This window comes from Streptomyces marokkonensis, from assembly GCF_008312835.1.
Lineage (GTDB): Bacteria > Actinomycetota > Actinomycetes > Streptomycetales > Streptomycetaceae > Streptomyces > Streptomyces marokkonensis_A.
In genome coordinates this window covers 197536-216143 of the sequence record NZ_VSKS01000014.1, presented here as the reverse complement: position 1 = coordinate 216143, position 18608 = coordinate 197536, and the positions used below count along the sequence as shown (strand labels likewise).

Genomic DNA, 18608 nt, shown 5'->3' with positions numbered 1-18608 from the left:
GGCGTTGACTTTTGGCACGCTGTTGAGTTCTCAAGGAACGGACGCTTCCTTCGTACTCACCCTCTCGGGCTTTCCTCCGGGCGCTTCCCTTCGGTGTTTCCGACTCTATCAGATCCTTTCGGCCCTGATTCCCAGTCGGCGGGTTTTGTCGTCGAGCCTGTGGCTTTCGCCTGTCGGCCTTTCGACATTCACTACGTTAGCCGATTCCCCCGCTCGATTCATAATCGAGCTAGGCGGTTCTGAATTCAGACATGAGGACACGCCGAATTCAACCCCGCTGAGGGGTGATCGTAGGTAGTGGGTTGGCCGCTTCCGGCTGCAGGCGATCGCCGTACCCGGTTCAAGCGGCTCGGGCCACATTACGCACCTTCCAAGGTCGAGTCAACTCCGTCGACGCCGCGGAGCGTGGGCCCGGTACGGGCTCACCGTGGCGTCGTTGGCGACCCAGTAGCGCCACGGGTGCACGGCTCCCTCGCCGGAGACTCCGGTGCGCGGGCCGTTGCTCACCTGGTCGGAGCGGACGGGGGTCCCGGTGAGGACGCGGAGCGGGGTGTCGGCTGCGGCGCAGGCGTCCGTACCGTTGAGCGAGCGGTCGACGCCGAGGGCCGTCGCCAGACGGGCCGGGCCTTTGGCCAGTTCCTTGTCGTTGCGGGCCGAGAGGCGACGGGTGCGGGCGAGCTCGGCGCCCTCGATGATCTCGCCGGCCCGGAGCAGCACGGCGCTCGCCCGGCCCTCGGGACCGCACACCAGGTTCATGCAGAACCACATGCCGTAGGTGAAGTAGACGTACACGTGGCCGGGCGAGCCGAACATCACCTCGTTGCGGGCCGTGCGGCCGCGGTAGGCGTGGGAGCCCGGGTCGTTCGGTCCGTCGTAGGCCTCGACCTCGGTCAGGCGGAGGGCGATCGGACCGTCCGGGGTGCTGCGGACCAGGATCCGGCCGAGGAGATCGGGTGCGACCTCGAGGACGGGCCGGTCGAAGAACTTCCTGGGCAGGGGCGTACGGTCGGGGGTCGCGATCATGCCGTCCGAGGGTACTGGAGACGGGGCGTGCCACGGGGTGGTCACCGGGCGCCGTACTCGTCAGGGTGTGGAGGACGGAACCGGCCACGGCCGGATCGCGTTGATAGGGATCAGCGGTCCTTACGCAGAAGCGATGGCAGGACGACAGAGGGAGAGACATGGCGTTCAAGAAGCTGCTGGCGAGTCTGGGAGCCGGCGGAGCCTCGGTCGAGACGGAGCTGCACGAGGTCAACGTCGTTCCGGGCGGGGTCGTCCAGGGCGAGGTGAGGATCCAGGGCGGGTCCGTGAACCAGCAGATCGAGGGTCTGTCGGTCGGGCTGCAGGCCAAGGTCGAGGTGGAGAGCGGCGACCAGGAGTACCGGCAGGACATCGAGTTCACGAAGTCGCGGCTGGGTGGCGCCTTCGAGCTCCAGGCGGGTGCGGTGCACGCGGTGCAGTTCGGCCTGGAGATCCCGTGGGAGACGCCGATCACGATGATCGACGGGCAGGCGCTGCGCGGGATGAACATCGGTGTGACCACCGAGCTGGAGATCGCGCGAGCCGTGGACTCGGGTGACCTGGACCCGATCAACGTGCACCCGCTGCCGGCGCAGAAGGCGATCCTGGACGCGTTCATCCAGTTGGGCTTCCGGTTCAAGAGCGCCGACATGGAGCGCGGCCACATCCGGGGCACCCGGCAGAAGCTGCCCTTCTACCAGGAGATCGAGTTCCTCCCGCCGCAGCAGTACCGGGGTCTGCACCAGGTCGAGCTGAGCTTCGTGGCCGACGAGCAGGCCATGGACGTGGTGCTGGAGATGGACAAGAAGCCGGGTCTGTTCAGCGAGGGCAGTGACACCTTCCGGTCCTTCAAGGTCGGCCTGAACGACTATCAGGGGACCGACTGGACGGCGTACCTCAACCAGTGGCTGTCGGAGGTCGGCAGCAGGCGCAACTGGTTCTAGGCTCGGTTCGGACCGAACGCTGAACGATCAGGAGGTACCGAGGTGACCGAGCTCAAGCGGCGGCCGCTCCCCCACGACTTCCATCCGCCCGTGCCGTCGTTCACGGTGACGAGCGACGACGTGAAGGAAGGGGCCACGCTCAGGGACGCTCAGGTTCACGCGGCCGGCAACACCTCACCGCACCTGCGCTGGGAGGGCTTCCCGCCGGAGGCCAGGAGCTTCGCCGTGACCTGCTACGACCCGGACGCCCCGACGGGCAGCGGGTTCTGGCACTGGGTGGTGTTCGACATCCCGGCCTCGGTGACCGAGCTGCCGGCGGGCGCGGGCAGCGGCACGTTCGAGGGATTGCCGGAGGGCGCCGTACAGGTGCGCAACGACTACGGCAGCAAGGACTTCGGCGGTGCCGCGCCGCCGCCCGGGGACGGGCCGCACCGGTACGTGTTCACGGTGTACGCCGTGGACCAGGAGAAGCTGGGTCCCGACGCGGACGCGTCTCCTGCCGTGGTGGGCTTCAACCTGCGGTTCCACACGATCGCCCGCGCCCAGCTGATCGGTGAGTACGAGGTGCCCGCGGAGTCCTGAGCCCGGTCCGGGCGGCCCCGGCCGTTCACGGAACGTTTGCCCGCCCCTGGTCTTGGAATTGATCAGGGGCGGGCAGTTTTGTTGCCGGGGGTCGCGGGGGTCACCTCCCGCGGGAGCAGCAGATATTGCGTTGTCCATCCCGGCGTGCCCGGCCAGAGTTGATCCCAGCCCGCCGAGGGGTGGGCCGGTGCACACGGGAGGTGGGCTGGTATGCGGGACACGCTGGTGCTGAACGCGAGCTTCGAGCCGTTGTCGACGGTGACGCTGAACCGAGCCGTCGTTCTGGTGCTTCAGGACAAGGCCGTCGTCGAGCAGGCCCACCCCGAACTGCGGATGCGTGGAGCCGCGGTCGACATACCGGCGCCCCGGGTGATCAGGCTCTGCCAGTACGTGAGGGTGCCGTTCCGAAGACAAGCGCCCTGGTCGAGGCGGGGTGTCCTGGTGCGGGACCGGCACCGGTGCGCGTACTGCGGGCGGCGGGCGACGACCGTGGACCACGTGGTGCCGCGGTCGCACGGGGGTCAGGACACGTGGCTGAACACGGTGGCGTCGTGTGCGGAGGACAACCACCGGAAGGCGAACCGGACGCCCGAGCAGGCGGGGATGCCGCTGCTGCGTGAGCCGTTCGAGCCGACGCCGGCCGATGCGATGCTGCTGGCGCTGCGCGCCGAGGAGTTCGAGGCGTTGCCTGAGTGGTTGGCGTCGGACGCGGCGTGAACGGCTCCGCCGTAGGGGCGTGGGTCGCTGCTCGACTGCGGGTGCATGGTGGCCTGTCGTGCAGTTCCCCGCGCCCCTGAGGGAGTTGCCTAGTCGATGGACGGGTTCTCGCGGCGTTCCTGGGCGGGGACGTTGGCCGGGGCCGAGTTGCCGTTGCCGCCCATCGCGCCGAAGTTGCCCATCGCCCCGGACAGGCCCTTGAGGGCGTCACCGATCTCGCTGGGGACGATCCAGAGCTTGTTCGCGTCGCCCTCGGCGATCTTCGGGAGCATCTGGAGGTACTGGTAGGAGAGCAGCTTCTGGTCCGGGTCTCCGGCGTGGATCGCCTCGAAGACCGTCCGGACGGCCTGGGCCTCGCCCTCGGCGCGCAGGGCCGCCGCCTTGGCCTCGCCCTCGGCGCGCAGGATCTGGGACTGCTTCTCACCCTCGGCGCGCAGGATCTCGGACTGCCGGACACCTTCGGCCTGGAGGATCGCGGCGCGCTTGTCCCGGTCGGCGCGCATCTGCTTCTCCATCGAGTCCTGGATGGAGGTGGGCGGTTCGATCGCCTTGAGTTCGACGCGGTTGACGCGGATGCCCCACTTGCCGGTGGCCTCGTCGAGGACGCCGCGCAGGGCCGCGTTGATCTCCTCGCGGGAGGTGAGGGTCCGCTCGAGGTCCATGCCGCCGATGATGTTGCGGAGTGTGGTGACGGTGAGCTGCTCGATCGCCTGGATGTAGCTGGCGACCTCGTAGGTGGCGGCGCGGGCGTCGGTCACCTGGTAGTAGATGACGGTGTCGATGTTGACGACCAGGTTGTCCTGGGTGATCACCGGCTGGGGCGGGAACGGGACGACCTGTTCGCGCAGGTCGATGCGGTTGCGGATGGTGTCGATGAACGGGACCACGATGTTGAGGCCCGCGTTGAGTGTCCGCGTGTAGCGGCCGAAGCGCTCGACGATGGCGGCGCTGGCCTGTGGGATGACTTGGATCGTCTTGATCAGGGCGATGAAGACCAACACCACCAGGATGATCAGGACGATGATGATCGGTTCCATCGTCGGTTCCCCGAACCCTTCTTAGCCTCGGCGCCTACGGCAGATCGTGTACCTGTGGACGATCTCGCAGTTGAAGATCTTGCTGGTCGAGTCTGTCAGACCATCGGTGCAACTGGGGGCTTGTTCGCCCCAGTTGTGTCGTGGCGGGTCACATGACGATCGCCGTGGCTCCCTCGATGTCCACGACGTCCACTTCCTCGCCTGCTTCATAGGCGCGGCCGGTGTCGAGGGCGCGTGCCGACCAGACCTCGCCGGCCAGCTTGATCCGGCCGCCCGCTCCGTCGACACGCTCGAGCACCACGGCCTGTTTGCCCTTCAGGGCGTCCACGCCGGTGGCGTGTTGGGGCCGCTGGGCCCGGTGTCTGCTGGCGATGGGCCGTACGACGGCGATGAGCGCGGTCGAGACGACGGCGAAGACCGCGACCTGGGCGACCGCGCCGCCGCCGAAGATGCCCGAGACCACTGCCGCGGCGACGGCACCCACCGCGAGCATGCCGAGTTCGGGCATCGCGGTGATCACGAGAGCGATGCCGAGTGCCGCCGCGCCGATCAACCACCACAGCCATGCGTCGATGTCCACCTGGCCATGGTAGGACCGCGCACCCGGTCACCGACAGGGCACCGATCAGTTTGAACGCGCCGCGTGGCTCCGGGTTTTGCCCATCGGGGAGGGTTCAGGACATCGGGAGGCCCTGGGCGGTCCAGCGGTCGCCGACCTGCTCGACGACGAGCGGGAGGCCGAAGCAGAGGGAGAGGTTGCGGGAGGTGAGTTCGAGTTCCAGCGGGCCGGCCGCGAGGACCCTGCCCTGGCGGATCATCAGCACGTGGGTGAAGCCGGGGGCGATCTCCTCCACGTGGTGCGTGACCATGATCATGGAGGGGGCGATCGGGTCGCGGGCGAGCCGGCCGAGACGGCGTACGAGGTCCTCCCGGCCGCCGAGGTCGAGGCCGGCGGCGGGCTCGTCGAGGAGCAGCAGCTCGGGGTCGGTCATCAGGGCGCGGGCGATGAGGGTGCGCTTGCGCTCGCCCTCGGAGAGGGTTCCGAACCTGCGGTCCAGGTACTCGGACATGCCGAGGCGGTCGAGGAAGGCGCGGGCGCGCTGCTCGTCGATGTCCTCGTACTCCTCCTGCCAGCCGGCGGTCATGCCGTAGGCGGCGGTGAGCACGGTCTGCAGGACGGTCTGCTGCTTGGGCAGCTTGTCGGCCATGGCGATCCCGGCCATGCCGATGCGGGGGCGCAGCTCGAAGACGTCGGTGCCGGGGGTGCCGAGGGTCTCGCCGAGGATGGTGGCGGTGCCCTTGCTGGGGTAGAGATAGCTGGAGGCAACGTTGAGGAGGGTGGTCTTGCCGGCGCCGTTGGGGCCGAGGATGACCCAGCGCTCGCCCTCCTTGACCGACCAGGAGACCTGGTCCACCAGAGCCCGGCCCTCACGGACCACGGATACGTCCTGAAGCTCCAGAACATCGCTCATGAGCGCGTTGTCTCCCCTTGCAGTGTGGCCGGTCTCGGCTGTCGCGTACGCCTGTGCGTCGGTCCGCCGCACCCGTGGGCGCAGCCCTCCATGAAATCTACGCCACTGGTCGCGCCGGGCATTCCATCGGTCCGGTTCTCGGGCGCTGTCTAGGCTGGGGGCATGCTCTCGGAACCTCGCTCTGGACGCCTTGCCGCATGGGGAAATGCCCTTCTCGCCGGACTTGTCTCGCCGGATGACGCCGTGCTCGCCGTCGTCGCGGAGGACGCGGTGCACCGGGTGGAGGGGCTGCCGGGCGAGTCCGCGCCCGTGGGGCTCACTCTGGCGCTGGGGCGGCTGCGGGCGCTCGGGGTGACCGGCCTGCGGGTGGCGCTGCCGGCGCCGGGGCATCCGCTGGGGCTGAGCGGGCCGCCGGAGTTCAATGCGCGGGCGCTGGAGGCGGAGGAGGCGGTGGTCTGTTCCGGGGCCGCGTGGGGGCTGGTGCCGGAGGTGTCCGAGGCCGGGCCCTCGGGTGATGCGCATGTCGAGGTGGTCTGGCACTGTCTGCCGGTCCGGGAGGCGCCGCCGGCCGATGTGCCCTCGCTGGGGGAGGCGGAGCGGGAGCTGGCGGAGGCGCTGCGGGAGGCGACCGAGGTGCTGACGCGGCTGGATGTGGCCGGGTCGGGGCCGGTGGCGGAGGCGGCGATCGATGCGTACCGGGCACGGGCGCTGCGGGGGCGGGAGGTGCTGGCGCCGGGGTATCCGCCGCGGGCGGTGCGGGTGCTGGAGTTGGCGCAGCGGGTGGGCGCGTTGGTGTCGCTGGCGGGGGCTCATGGGCACGGGGGTGCGGTGAGTGCGTCGGAGATGTCGGCGCGGGCTGTTGCCTTGCGGCCGGTGGAGCGTACGGCTCGGCGGGCGCAGGTCGCTGCGTACAACTCCGTTGTGGAGGAGCGGGGAGTGGGGTGAGGTTGCCCCCGGGGGACGTCCGGCGTGTGGGGGTGCGCAGGCCCGGTGCCCGCAGGGTGCCCGGCGTAGGTACTGGCCGGGGGGTTGCGCAGCCCGGCGCTTTCGGGGTGCCGTCGCGCCCACCCGTGCCGCCCTGGGGGTACCTCCCAGGCCTTTGAGGCACTGGGGGAGGCACGACTGCCCGCGGGAACGCGGGAACGGGGGTGGGCGGGAGCGGGGGTGGGTGGGCCCCGGCGCTCGGTGGGGCGGGCGGCCGGGGCTGTGCCGGGGTGGGCGTCAGTGGTTGACGGCGGTGTTGCCGAAGGCCGGGTTCAGCAGGCCGATGACGTTGACGCTGTTGCCGGACACGTTGACCGGGACGTCGACCGGGACCTGGACGACGTTGCCGGAGACGACACCCGGGGAGCCCACGGCCGTGCCGTCGGCGTGGCTGCCGTCGGTCGCGGAGGCCATTCCGGTGCCGGCGGCGAGCAGTCCACCGGCCACCATCGTCACGGCCGCTGCCTTCTTCAGGTTCTTCACTTTCCGAGCCCTCCTCGCGGTGACTGCGGCAGGCGCCGCAGCGTGCACTGGAGAACGGCCGGCGCGGACGATGGATACGGCCGTCCGGGGGACATTCCCACTACGGTATGAATCTCGGATCGGAGGGGAACCTTCCGCCCGGTCGGGGGCGTCCCGGGTCAGTCGCTGAGACCGTGGCGCACGGCCCACAGGGCGGCCTGGGTACGGTCCGCCAGGTCGAGTTTCATCAGGATGTTCGACACGTGGGTCTTCACGGTCTTCTCGGACAGCACCAGGGCGCGGGCGATCTCCCGGTTGGCGCGGCCGTCCGCTATCAGGCCGAGCACCTCGCGCTCCCGTTCGGTGAGTGACCCGGCGCGCCCCTGGCCGGAGTTGCCCTCCTCCTGGGACAGCAGCGCGCCGGCCACCTCCGCCTGGAGGAGGACGTGCCCGGCGTGCACGGAGCGGATGGCTCCGGCGAGCGCGTCGGGGTCGACGTCCTTGTACACGTAGCCGGCGGCGCCCGCCCGCAGGGCCGGGACCACCGTGCGCCGTTCGGTGAAGCTGGTGACGATCAGTACGCGCGCGGGGTGGTCGAGTTCACGGAGCCGGCGCAGCGCGTCGACGCCGTCCATGCCCGGCATCCTGACGTCCATGAGGATGACGTCGGGCGCCAACTCCCCTGCCAGGGCGACTCCTTCCGCGCCGTCCGCGGCCTCGCCGACGACCTCGATGTCGTCCTGCACCTCCAGGAAGGTGCGCAGGCCCCGGCGTACCACCTGGTGATCGTCGACCAGCAGCACCTTGATCGGTTCAGCCACCGGGGACCTCCATCTCGATCGTGGTGCCCTTGCCGGGCGCCGATTCCACGGTCAGCGTGCCGCCGACCCCGCTCGCCCTGTCCCGCATGGAGACCAGGCCCAGATGTCGGCCGGCGCGGCGGACGATCCCCGGGTCGAACCCGCTGCCGTCGTCGCTGACCCGCAGGACGGCTCCGCCGCCACGGCGGTCCAGGGTGACGTCCACGTGGTCACCGCCGGAGTGCCGCAGGGCGTTGTGCAGCGCCTCCTGGGCGACCCGCAGCACCGCCTCCTCCTGGGCGGCGGGCAGGGCGCGTACGCCGTGGCCGGTGAAGGTCACGCGCGCGGTGTGGGCGCGGTCCAGGACCTGTATCTGTGTGCGGAGGGTGGCGACCAGGCCGTCCTCGTCGAGGGCCGCGGGGCGCAGCTCGACGACGGCCGCGCGCAGTTCGTCGGCGGCCTCGGCGGCCAGGGCCGCCACCTGCTGGAGCTCGCCCTTGGCGCGGGAGGGGTCGCGGTCGACCAGGCGGGCGGCGGCCTGGGCGGTGAGCCGCAGGGAGAACAGTTTCTGGCTGACGGCGTCGTGGAGCTCGTGGGCGAGGCGCGAGCGTTCCTCGGCGATGGTCAGTTCACGGCTGCGTTCGTAGAGCCGGGCGTTGGTGAGGGCGATGGCGGCGTGCTGGGCGAAGATGCCGAGCAGTTCCTCGTCGTCCTCGGTGAAGCCGCAGGTGCCCTCGGGTCTGGAGCACCGCTTGTTGGCGAGGAACAGGGCGCCGATGACCTCGTCGCCGTCGCGGATGGGCAGGCCGAGGAAGTCGGCCAGCTCGGGGTGGGCATGGGGCCAGCCCTCGAAGCGGGGGTCGCGGCGCACGTCGGCGAGGCGCTGCGGCGCGGCCTCGTTCAGCATCGCGGCGAGGATGCCGTGCTGGCGCGGGAGGGGGCCGATGGCCTTCCACTGGTCTTCGCTGACGCCGTCGACCACGAACTGGGCGAAGCCGCCGTGATCGTCGGGCACGCCGAGGGCGGCGTACTCGGCGTCGAGGAGTTCGCGGGCCGAGGCGACGATCGTCTTGAGGACGTCGCGCACCTCGAGGTGCCTGCTCATGGCCAGCAACGCGGAGCTCACCGCGGCGAGGCCGGACCGGGGACCGTGGCTCATGTCCTCACGGTACCGGCGGGTTCTGACAGCACGGATCGGGCAGCCGGTGGCCGTCGGCCGGGCGATGGTCCTAGGTCCCGGGTCCGGTGTCGTGTGCGGTGGCGTAGGACCGGGGCCCCGGGTCGGCGCCGTAGGCCGAACGGACCCGGTCGGCTGCGTCCCTGGCCCGAGGCGACGGCGGCCGGCCGGTCCCTACGTTGAGGGGACGCCGATCACGCGGCGTCGACGACGAGGGGACGGTTGCCATGCCGGTTGCGATCATCACGGGGGCTTCGAAAGGGCTCGGGGAGGCGCTGGCCCTGGCGCTGGCGGAGCGTGGCTGGGATCTGGTGCTGGACGCCCGGGGGCCGGTTCCCCTGGCGGAGGCGGCGGGGCTGGTGTCGGCGCACGGCACGCGCGTGACCGCGCTGCCCGGGGACGTCACGGACGCCGGGCACCGCGCGGAGCTGGTGGCCGCGGCGTGGCGGCTGGGCGGGGTGGACCTGGTGGTGCACAACGCCAGCGCGCTGGGCGCCGAGCCGCTCGTACGCCTGGAGGACCTGCCGCTGGAGGGGCTGCGGCGGGCGCTGGAGGTGAACGTGGTGGCGGCGCTGGGGCTGGTGCAGGAGGCGCTGCCGCTGCTGCGGGCCGCGCCGGCGGGCGCGGTGCTCGTGGTCAGCTCGGACGCCGCGGCCGAGGCGTATCCGACCTGGGGCGGGTACGGGGCGTCCAAGGCGGGCCTGGACCAGCTGGCGGCGGTGCTGGCGGCGGAGGAGCCGGGACTGCGGGTGTGGGCGGTCGATCCCGGCGACATGGCGACGGACCTGTATGCGGCGGCCGTACCGGACGACGACGATCCGCGGCCGGAGCCGGCCGCCGTGGTGCCCGCCTTCCTGCGGCTGCTGGACGAGCGGCCGCCGAGCGGTCGCTACGGTGCTCCGGCGCTGCTGGAGGAGCGGCGGTGACGCTGACCGTTCGGGTGCCGGAGGAGCTGTCCGCGCGGGTGCCGGTGGAGCAGCGCGGGCCGGGTCTCGACCGGGACTCGGTGCGGCTGCTGGTGTCGCGGGGGACGGAGGTGTCGCACCACGCCTTCGTGGAGCTGCCGCGGCTGCTGCGGGCGGGGGATCTGCTGGTGGTGAACACCTCCCCCACGCTGGCCGCGGCCGTGGACGGGTGGACCGGGCACGCGCGCGTGGTGGTGCACTTCTCCACGCGCGGCGACGACGGGCGCTGGGCGGTCGAGCTGCGCGATCCCGACGGGCACGGCACCACGCGTGCGCGCGCGGGTGCGCCCGCGGGTACTGAGGTGCGCCTGGCCGGGGGTGCGCGGCTGGTGCTGGAGGAGCCGCTGGACGGGCGGGGCGAGCGGCTGTGGTGGGCACGCGTGTCGCGGGACGTGTTCGGGGTGCTGCGGGAGCACGGGCGGGCCATCCGGTACGCCTACACGGAGCGGGACCAGCCGTTGTCGGCGTACCAGACGGTGTTCGCGCTGCCGTCGCCGGACGGTGCGGGGAGTGCGGAGATGCCGAGTGCGGGGCGTCCGTTCACGGCGCGGATGGTGGCGGAGCTGGTGAGCCGCGGGGTGCAGTTCGCGCCGGTCACGCTGCACACCGGGGTGGCTTCGGCGGAGGCGCACGAGCCGCCGTATCCGGAGCGGTACGTGGTGCCGGAGCCGTCGGCGCGGCTCATCGGCGCGGTGCGGGCGGGGGGTGGCCGGGTGATCGCGGTGGGGACGACGGCCGTACGGGCGGTGGAGTCGGCGGCCGGGGCGGACGGGGTGGTGCGGGCCCGGGCGGGGTGGACCGACCTGGTGGTGACGCCGGAGCGGGGGGTGCGGGTGGTGGACGGGCTGCTGACCGGGCTGCACGAGCCGGAGGCCTCGCATCTGCTGATGCTGGAGGCGGTCGCGGGGCGGGCGGCGATCGGCCGCGGGTACGAGGAGGCCCTGCGCGGGCGCTATCTGTGGCACGAGTTCGGGGATGTGCACCTGGTTCTTCCGCAGTGACCCGGCCCTCCTCACGCTGAGCATTGCTCACGCAACCAAGGGTGAGACGGAGGGGTCTCCGATGTGAGGCCGGGCATAGGGCGCACATCACGTACGAAGGGGAGTAGGAGAGACATACCGCCCGCATGAGCGGCGCGTACTGCCCAATCTGCCCCGATTTGTCCCTCCCTGATCCACTACCCGGCTTCGTACGTCACACCTTTGCCCCGCCATTTTGCGGCCGCTAAGAATGGCTCCGTCGCTCAGCGCCGTGGGTTTCGAATCCTTCGAATCCGCGGCGTTTGTGCCGGAAGAACCGAGTCCCCACCGGACGTGAGCGACCTCCGCGCTATTCGAAGAGGTCCGTCCCGCATGTCTCACATGTACAAGAACTTCCTCACCCGTGGTCACAGTCGTGCCCTGACCCGTCACCACAAGCTCGCCGCCGCCGGTGTCGCCGCCTTCGGTGCCGCCGCCATCGGTCTCTCGGCCGTTCCGAGCGACGCGTCCACGACCACCACGACCGAGACGGCCGCCGCCCCCACCGCGAAGGTCGCCTACAGCACCGAGCGGATCCAGGACGTCAAGGCCGACGTCACCGACCAGCTCGCCGGCGCCAGCCTCAAGGCCGAGCAGATCGCGGCGAAGAAGCAGGCCGCGGCCGAGGCCGCCGCCAAGAGGAAGGCCGCCGCTGCCGCCGCGAAGGCCAAGGCCGAGGCCAGGGCCGAGAAGGCCCGCCAGGCCGAGGAGGCCGCCAGCCGTGCCGCCGAGCGCGCCGAGGTGAAGAAGGCCGCTCCCAAGACCTACGGCAACGACCTGGACGGCTGGATCCGCGAGTCCCTGGCCATCATGAAGAAGCACGGCATCCCCGGCTCCTACGAGGGCATCCACCGCAACATCATGCGGGAGTCCTCCGGCAACCCGAAGGCGATCAACCTCTGGGACATCAACGCCCAGAACGGCATCCCGTCCAAGGGTCTGCTGCAGGTGATCCCGCCCACGTTCGCGGCCTACCACGTCCCGGGCACGTCGAAGAACATCTACGACCCGGTGGCCAACATCACCGCCGCCTGCAACTACGCGGCGGACAAGTACGGCACCATGGACAACGTCGACAGCGCGTACTGAGGTCGGCGCGGACCTCTTCACGCGAACACAGACGCCGAAGGGCGGCACCCTCCTGACGGGGTGCCGCCCTTCGGGGCCGTACGGGGCGGACTACTTGCGCATGACCTCCGGCTCGTGGCGGCGCAGGAAGCGGGCCACGAAGAAGCCGCAGATCACGCCGAGGACGAGCAGCGCGCCCATGTCCATCGCCCAGGCCCCGACCGTGTGCTCCCACAGCGGGTCGGTGTCGCCGGCCGTCTCCGGCGGGCTGATCCTGTTGAAGTCCAGCGTGGCGCCCGAGGCGGCGACCGCCCAGCGCGACGGCATCAGGAACGAGAACTGGTTGACGCCGATCGAGCCGTGCAGCGCGAAGAGACAGCCGGTGAACACGACCTGGATGATCGCGAACATCACCAGCAGCGGCATGGTCTTCTCGGCGGTCTTCACCAGCGAGGAGATGATCAGGCCGAACATCATCGAGGTGAAGCCGAGCGCCATGATCGGCACGGAGAGCTCCAGCATCGTGAAGCCGCCGAAGACCAGCCCCTCCTCCGGGATCTCCCGGCTGGAGAAGCCGATCACGCCGACCAGCAGACCCTGCAGCACGGTGATCATGCCGAGCACGAACACCTTGGACATCAGGTACGCCGAGCGGGACAGGCCGGTGGCGCGCTCCCGCTCGTAGATGACCCGTTCCTTGATCAGCTCACGCACGGAGTTCGCGGCGCCCGCGAAGCAGGCGCCCACCGCGAGGATCAGCAGGACCGTGGTCGCCGTGCCGTTCGGGATGATCCGCCCGGTCTGCGGGTTGGGCGGGTTGGGCAGCAGGCCCTTGTCCGCGTCGATGAGCAGGCTGACCGCGCCGAGGACCGCGGGCAGGATCACCATCAGGGCCAGGAAGCCCTTGTCGGAGGCGATCACCGAGACGTAACGGCGCACCAGTGTGAGGAACTGCGACATCCAGCCCTGCGGCTTCGGCGGCTTCATCGCCTGCATCGCCGGGACCTGTACGGACTGCGGAGCGACCGCGTCGATGTCCGCGGCGTACATCTGGTAGTGCTGCGAACCCTTCCAGCGGCCCGCCCAGTCGTAGTCGCGGTAGTTCTCGAAGGCGGAGAAGACGTCGGCCCAGGTGTCGTAGCCGAAGAAGTTCAGCGCCTCCTCGGGCGGGCCGAAGTAGGCGACCGAGCCGCCCGGCGCCATCACCAGAAGCTTGTCGCAGATCGCCAGCTCGGCCACCGAGTGCGTCACGACGAGGACGGTGCGGCCGTCGTCGGCCAGACCGCGCAGCAGCTGCATGACGTCGCGGTCCATGCCCGGGTCGAGGCCGGAGGTCGGCTCGTCCAGGAAGATCAGCGACGGCTTGGTGAGCAGCTCCAGGGCCACGGAGACACGCTTGCGCTGGCCGCCGGACAGGGACGTGACCTTCTTGTCCTTGTGGATGTCCAGCTTGAGCTCGCGGAGCACCTCGTCGATGCGGGACTGGCGCTCGGCGGCCGTGGTGTCGGCGGGGAAGCGGAGCTTGGCCGCGTACGTGAGGGCCTTCTTGACGGTCAGCTCCTTGTGCAGGATGTCGTCCTGCGGGACCAGACCTATGCGCTGGCGCAGCTCGGCGAACTGCTTGTAGAGGTTGCGGTTGTCGTAGAGGACCTCGCCCTGGTTGGCGGGGCGGTAGCCGGTGAGCGCCTTGAGCAGGGTGGACTTGCCGGAGCCGGACGGGCCGATGACCGCGATCAGCGACTTCTCGGGAACGCCGAAGGAGACGTCCTTGAGGATCTGCTTGCCGCCGTCGACCGTGACGGTCAGGTGGCGGGCGGAGAAGGACACCTCACCGGTGTCGACGAACTCCTCGAGCCGGTCGCCGACGATCCGGAACGTCGAGTGGCCGACGCCCACGATGTCGGTGGGGCCGAGCAGCTGCGAGCCGCCCTTGGCGATCGGCAGACCGTTGACGTACGTGCCGTTGTGCGAGCCGAGGTCGCGGATCTCCATGCGCCCGTCGGGCGTCGAGTGGAACTCGGCGTGGTTGCGGGAGACCTGGAGGTCGGAGACGACCAGGTCGTTCTCCAGCGCACGGCCGATGCGCATCACGCGGCCGAGGGAGAACTGGTGGAACGTGGTGGGGCTGCGGTCGCCGTAGACCGGCGGCGCCCCCGCGCCGCCGCCGGGCCCCTGCTGCTGCGGGATGTGCGGCGCCGGCTGCTGCGGTGCCGCCTGCTGCGGCTGCTGCCAGCCGGGCTGCTGCTGCGGTGCCTGCTGGGCCCAGCCGGCGTTCGCGCCCTGGGCGGCGTACGGCTGCTGCTGCGGCTGGGCCTGCGGCGTGGCGCCGGCGCCGGCGCCGGACAGCGTCACGCGCGGCCCGTCGGTCGCGTTGCCCAGGTTCAGCACCGTGTCGGAGCCGAACTCCAGGTGGTGGATGCGTTGCCCCTGCACGAACGTGCCGTTGGTGCTGCCGTGGTCCTCGATGACCCAACTGCGCCCGTTGAAGCTGATCGTGGCGTGACGCCAGGAGACCCTGGCGTCGTCGAGCACGACGTCCCCCTGCGGATCGCGTCCGAGGGTGTAGGCCCTGGACGGATCGAGCGTCCAGGTCCGTCCGTTTGATTCCAGTACGAGTTCCGGCACTCCATGCCCCACTGAGTTGTCCCCCGATTTTCCCCCATCGCAGGGAGTCTAGGGATGTCGAACATCGGGGGGAACTATTTCAGGCTCGGCCCTCTGACCGAAAGTCGGGCCTTGTCACGAGCGCGCGACAAGGCGTCGACGGTGTGCGCCGGCGGGGTTGAAACCGGCCCGGTAGGTGGTAAACCACGCGAGGGGGACATGCGCGGCCTTCTCACCGCGCCGCGGATCGGGGGGTCTGCCATGAGTACTGCGACGGGTGCCGGCGCCGAGGGGCCCGGCGCGCGCGTGCCGTGGGCCGACGTGGTGATGTCCGCGGTCGCCGCGGTGAGCTGGTCGTTGATCGGGATGGCGGGGACCGCGGCGCTCGGGCTGCGCCTGCTGGAGGCGGACGCGGCCGGTTCGCTGGGTCCGATGACCGCCGCGGTGGTGGCGCTGGGGGCCGGGGGGTCGGTCACGCCGTCCGGCGACGTGTCCGCCTTCGGGCTGTCGGGCGCGGAGGCCGGCACGGCCGTACAGGTCGCTCCCCTGGGCGTGGGCCTGGTGGGGGCGCTGCTGCTGTCGCACTTCTTCCTGCGGTCCCTGCGGGCGGCGGGAGTTGTGGTCTCCCCCGGCGAAATCCTCGCCCGCGCGGGCGCGGTGGTGGCGCTGTTCGTGGCGATGACGGGCGGACTGGTCCGGGCGGGGCACGACGTCGTCACCATCGACGGGGGTTCCCTGGGGCTGGACGACCTGCCGGGCGCGGGCGGAGGAGGGATTCCCGGTCTGGGCGACGTCGGAGGACTGCTGCCGGACCGGGTCGGTGACCTCGTCGACGCCCGGGCGGCGGTCGGATTCACCGTCGACACGGTGCCGACGCTGCTGGGCGGCCTCGCCTGGTCGGCCGGTGTGCTGCTCGTCGCGCTGCTGGCGTCCCGCCGTACGCCCCTGCCGCGGGGCTGGGACGCCGTGCACCGTGCCGTACGGCCGGCGGTCTCCGCCGTGGTCACGGTGCTGCTGGTGGCGGTGGCGGCCGGCCTCGCGGCGGCGGGGTACGCGGCGATCGGCGACGACCACCCCCGGCGGATCGCGGGCGCGGCGCTGCTGGGGGCGCCGAACGGGGTGTGGCTCGGGCTGCCGATCGGTCTGTTCGTCCCCTGGGACGGGCGGGCGAGCGGGGTTCTGCTCGGTGTACTGCCCCACCCCGTGGACGACCTGCTGCGGGCCGGCTCCGGGCAGCCCGTCACGCTGGGGCGGCTGGCCGGACTCGACGGGCGGGTGTGGCTGCTGGGGGTGGCCGCCGCGCTGATGATGCTGCTGGCGGGGGTGCTGACGGCGGTGCGGACGCCGGTGGCGGCGGGGCAGCCGGGAGCGGCGGGCTTCGCCGGACGGTGTGCGCTGCGGCTGGGCGCCGCCACGGCGGTGGCGCTGCCGCTGCTGGTCCGGCTGACGGAGGTGTCCGCGAACGCGTCTCTGTCCGTGCTGGGCTTCGACGCGTTCGGCGCCGGGATCGAGCTGCGCGGGCATCCGGGCACGGCGCTGCTGCTGGGCGCGGTGTGGGGTGCGGGCGCGGGCGCGGCGGGGGCGCTGGCGGCATGGGCGAGCGGGGCGGCGGGGGCCCGGGCGGCGCCCCTGGCACGGGGTGACAGGAAGGACGGGGAGCCGGTACGCGGGACGACGCGTGAGGACACGGTGTGGGAGTTGGGGCGGCGGGAGGACGGACGCGGTGCGCCGGCGGGGCCGTACGCGCCGGGGGCTCCCCACCGGCCGCCGGATCCGGACACCAACCCGTACCTGCGGGTGCCGCCCGGGTCGCTGAGCGGCCCCGGGGATTCCCTGCCGCCGGGACCGACTCCTCACGGTGGTGGGCGTGGGAACCCCGAGGACGTCTCCGGTGCGCCCACCGTGATCGGGCCCGTCGGACTGCCCGGGCCGCCCGGACGCCGGCCACGACGGGGCCCCGGGCCTCGGGGTGGGAACGGGCCGGCGGGCGGAGGACGTCCGCCGTTGTGGCCGGACGAAGGACCCCCGCCGCCCCCACCGCCCCCACCGGCACCGCGCGGGCCGGACGGCGGCCGCTGACCCGTGCCCGTCCCGCGGCACCGTGCACGGGGGGAGCGGCCGAGTGAAGCGGCCGGTCGACGGCCCGCGGACACGGACGCCGGGCGAACGGCGGACGGACAGCGGACGGACAGTGACGGGCGGCCGGCCGACGGAGGTGGCCGGTGGGCACCGGGCCGACGACAATGACGGAGGGGCCCGCTGACGGCCGTCCGCGGCCGGTGCGCACCGGTGTACCGCCGGGTCGGCGGACGGGCGAGAGGGGTGAAGCGCGGGTGCTGCATGAGCGGCTCGTGGGTGCGCCGGCGGCGGGAACGCCGGAGCCGTGTGCGCTGTCCGGCTGGCGGACCTCGGAGGCGGGGGGCACTGCGTGCCGGATACGGTGGGAGGCACCATGAGCGCATCGCAGACCTCCGACGTCCCCACTCTGCTTGTCAAGATCTTCGGCAAGGACAGGCCGGGCATCACGGCCGGCCTCTTCGACACCCTCGCCGCCTACTCGGTCGACGTGGTCGACATCGAGCAGGTCGTCACCCGTGGCCGCATCGTGCTGTGCGCGCTCGTGAGCGAGCCGCCCGAGGGGCTGGAGGGGGACCTGCGGGCGACCGTCCACAGCTGGGCGGAGTCGATGAAGATGCAGGCGGAGATCATCTCGGGCAGGGGCGACAACCGTCCGCGCGGGCTCGGCCGTTCCCTGGTGACCGTGCTGGGCCACCCGCTCACCTCGGAGGCGACGGCGGCGATCGCCGCCCGGATCACCAAGGCCGGCGGCAACATCGACCGCATCTTCCGGCTCGCCAAGTACCCGGTGACGGCCGTGGAGTTCGCGGTGTCCGGCGTGGAGACGGAGCCGCTGCGGACCGCGCTGGTGACCGACGCGGCGCGCCTCGGCGTCGACATCGCCGTGGTCGGGGCGGGGCTGTACCGGCGGGCGCAGCGCCTGGTCGTCATGGACGTGGACTCCACGCTGATCCAGGACGAGGTGATCGAGCTCTTCGCCGCGCACGCCGGCTGCGAGGACGAGGTCGCCGAGGTGACGGCGGCCGCGATGCGCGGGGAGCTGGACTTCGAGCAGTCGCTGCACGCGCGCGTGGCGCTGCTGGAAGGGCTGGACGCCTCCGTGGTGGACAAGGTGCGCAGCGAGGTACGGCTGACGCCGGGCGCGCGCACGCTGATCCGTACGCTGAAGCGCCTCGGCTATCAAGTGGGTGTGGTCTCGGGTGGTTTCACCCAGGTCACCGATGATCTGAAGGAGCGGCTGGGGCTGGACTTCGCCCAGGCGAACACCCTGGAGATCGTCGACGGGAAGCTGACCGGCCGGGTGACGGGCGAGATCGTGGACCGGGCGGGCAAGGCCCGGCTGCTGCGCCGGTTCGCGGCCGAGGCGGGGGTGCCGCTGTCGCAGACGGTGGCGATCGGTGACGGTGCGAACGACCTGGACATGCTGAACGCGGCGGGTCTGGGTGTCGCCTTCAACGCCAAGCCGGTGGTGCGCGAGGCCGCGCACACGGCGGTGAACTTCCCCTTCCTGGACACCGTCCTCTATCTGCTGGGTGTCACGCGCGAAGAGGTCGAGGCGGCGGACACGCTCGGCGTGGACTGAGCCGCGGGACCGGCCCGGCCACGGGTCGTGCGCGGGCCCGGCACCGACGGACGCCGATGGTGCCGGGCCCCTGCCGTGCCGGGTGGGTCACCCGGC

16 protein-coding genes and 1 pseudogene are annotated in these 18608 nt (G+C 71.7%); 9 read left to right on the top strand and 8 right to left on the bottom strand.

Annotated features, from left to right (window positions below; genetic code table 11):
• Positions 1-381: 381 nt before the first annotated feature.
• Positions 382-1023 (bottom strand): DNA-3-methyladenine glycosylase, encoded by a 642-nt coding sequence (locus tag F1615_RS24125; RefSeq protein ID WP_149551154.1) that lies wholly within the window; start codon positions 1021-1023, stop codon positions 382-384.
• Between the two features lie 158 nt (positions 1024-1181).
• On the opposite strand from F1615_RS24125, the gene F1615_RS24120 reads away from it, so the two are divergent.
• The 3 genes from F1615_RS24120 (at position 1182) to F1615_RS24110 (ending at position 3263) form a co-directional block, all read left to right on the top strand.
• Positions 1182-1964 carry a sporulation protein gene (locus F1615_RS24120; protein ID WP_149551153.1) on the top strand — a complete coding sequence of 261 codons (783 nt, stop codon included), beginning with the start codon at positions 1182-1184 and terminating at the stop codon, positions 1962-1964.
• Between the two features lie 42 nt (positions 1965-2006).
• Positions 2007-2546: a YbhB/YbcL family Raf kinase inhibitor-like protein gene (locus tag F1615_RS24115; RefSeq protein ID WP_149551152.1), complete on the top strand. Its 540-nt coding sequence runs from the start codon at positions 2007-2009 to the stop codon at positions 2544-2546.
• 210 nt (positions 2547-2756) lie between these two features.
• On the top strand, positions 2757-3263 hold the full coding sequence (locus F1615_RS24110) for an HNH endonuclease (RefSeq protein WP_149551151.1): 507 nt from the start codon (positions 2757-2759) through the stop codon (positions 3261-3263).
• Positions 3264-3352: 89 nt separating this feature from the next.
• On the opposite strand, the gene F1615_RS24105 is transcribed toward F1615_RS24110, so the two are convergent.
• From F1615_RS24105 to F1615_RS24095, 3 genes and pseudogenes are all read right to left on the bottom strand, one after another.
• On the bottom strand, positions 3353-4300 hold the full coding sequence (locus F1615_RS24105; protein ID WP_149551150.1) for an SPFH domain-containing protein: 948 nt from the start codon (positions 4298-4300) through the stop codon (positions 3353-3355).
• A 148-nt stretch (positions 4301-4448) separates the two neighbouring features.
• Positions 4449-4880 (bottom strand): NfeD family protein, encoded by a 432-nt coding sequence (locus tag F1615_RS24100; RefSeq protein WP_149551149.1) that lies wholly within the window; start codon positions 4878-4880, stop codon positions 4449-4451.
• 361 nt (positions 4881-5241) lie between these two features.
• Positions 5242-5772, bottom strand: a pseudogene (locus F1615_RS24095) (ABC transporter ATP-binding protein); the annotation flags it as partial.
• A gap of 162 nt (positions 5773-5934) precedes the next feature.
• Between F1615_RS24095 and F1615_RS24090 the strand changes: the two are divergent.
• Positions 5935-6717, top strand: a complete 783-nt coding sequence (locus tag F1615_RS24090) for a hypothetical protein (protein ID WP_149551147.1) — start codon at positions 5935-5937, stop codon at positions 6715-6717.
• A 276-nt stretch (positions 6718-6993) separates the two neighbouring features.
• Here the strand turns inward: F1615_RS24090 and F1615_RS24085 are convergent, their stop codons facing one another.
• The 3 genes from F1615_RS24085 to F1615_RS24075 form a co-directional block, all read right to left on the bottom strand.
• Positions 6994-7239: a chaplin gene (locus F1615_RS24085; protein ID WP_030833995.1), complete on the bottom strand. Its 246-nt coding sequence runs from the start codon at positions 7237-7239 to the stop codon at positions 6994-6996.
• Between the two features lie 158 nt (positions 7240-7397).
• Positions 7398-8039, bottom strand: coding sequence for a response regulator (locus F1615_RS24080; RefSeq protein ID WP_149551146.1), 642 nt, complete (start codon positions 8037-8039; stop codon positions 7398-7400).
• The gene (locus F1615_RS24075) at positions 8032-9177 is read right to left on the bottom strand and encodes a GAF domain-containing sensor histidine kinase (protein WP_149551145.1); all 1146 of its coding nucleotides are present in this window, start codon (positions 9175-9177) and stop codon (positions 8032-8034) included. Before F1615_RS24075 ends, F1615_RS24080 begins: the two co-directional genes overlap by 8 nt.
• 245 nt (positions 9178-9422) lie before the next feature.
• Between F1615_RS24075 and F1615_RS24070 the strand changes: the two genes are divergently transcribed.
• From F1615_RS24070 to F1615_RS24060, 3 genes are all read left to right on the top strand, one after another.
• A complete protein-coding gene (locus F1615_RS24070; protein WP_149551144.1) occupies positions 9423-10121 on the top strand; it encodes an SDR family NAD(P)-dependent oxidoreductase in 699 nt (232 codons plus the stop codon).
• Entirely contained in the window at positions 10118-11161 is a 1044-nt protein-coding gene (locus F1615_RS24065) for an S-adenosylmethionine:tRNA ribosyltransferase-isomerase (RefSeq protein ID WP_149551143.1), read from the top strand. Before F1615_RS24070 ends, F1615_RS24065 begins: the two co-directional genes overlap by 4 nt.
• Before the next feature lie 360 nt (positions 11162-11521).
• Positions 11522-12268 carry a transglycosylase SLT domain-containing protein gene (locus tag F1615_RS24060; RefSeq protein WP_149551166.1) on the top strand — a complete coding sequence of 249 codons (747 nt, stop codon included), beginning with the start codon at positions 11522-11524 and terminating at the stop codon, positions 12266-12268.
• 90 nt (positions 12269-12358) lie between these two features.
• On the opposite strand, the gene F1615_RS24055 is transcribed toward F1615_RS24060, so the two are convergent.
• A complete protein-coding gene (locus F1615_RS24055) occupies positions 12359-14872 on the bottom strand; it encodes an FHA domain-containing protein (protein WP_208818390.1) in 2514 nt (837 codons plus the stop codon).
• Between the two features lie 240 nt (positions 14873-15112).
• Here F1615_RS24055 and F1615_RS24050 point away from each other — a divergent pair, with 240 nt between their 5' ends.
• Together F1615_RS24050 and serB are read left to right on the top strand one after the other, a co-directional pair.
• Positions 15113-16930 carry a streptophobe family protein gene (locus F1615_RS24050; protein ID WP_167533836.1) on the top strand — a complete coding sequence of 606 codons (1818 nt, stop codon included), beginning with the start codon at positions 15113-15115 and terminating at the stop codon, positions 16928-16930.
• A 373-nt stretch (positions 16931-17303) separates the two neighbouring features.
• The gene (gene serB, locus F1615_RS24045) at positions 17304-18512 is read left to right on the top strand and encodes a phosphoserine phosphatase SerB (protein ID WP_149551140.1); all 1209 of its coding nucleotides are present in this window, start codon (positions 17304-17306) and stop codon (positions 18510-18512) included.
• The last annotated feature ends 96 nt before the right edge of the window (positions 18513-18608 follow it).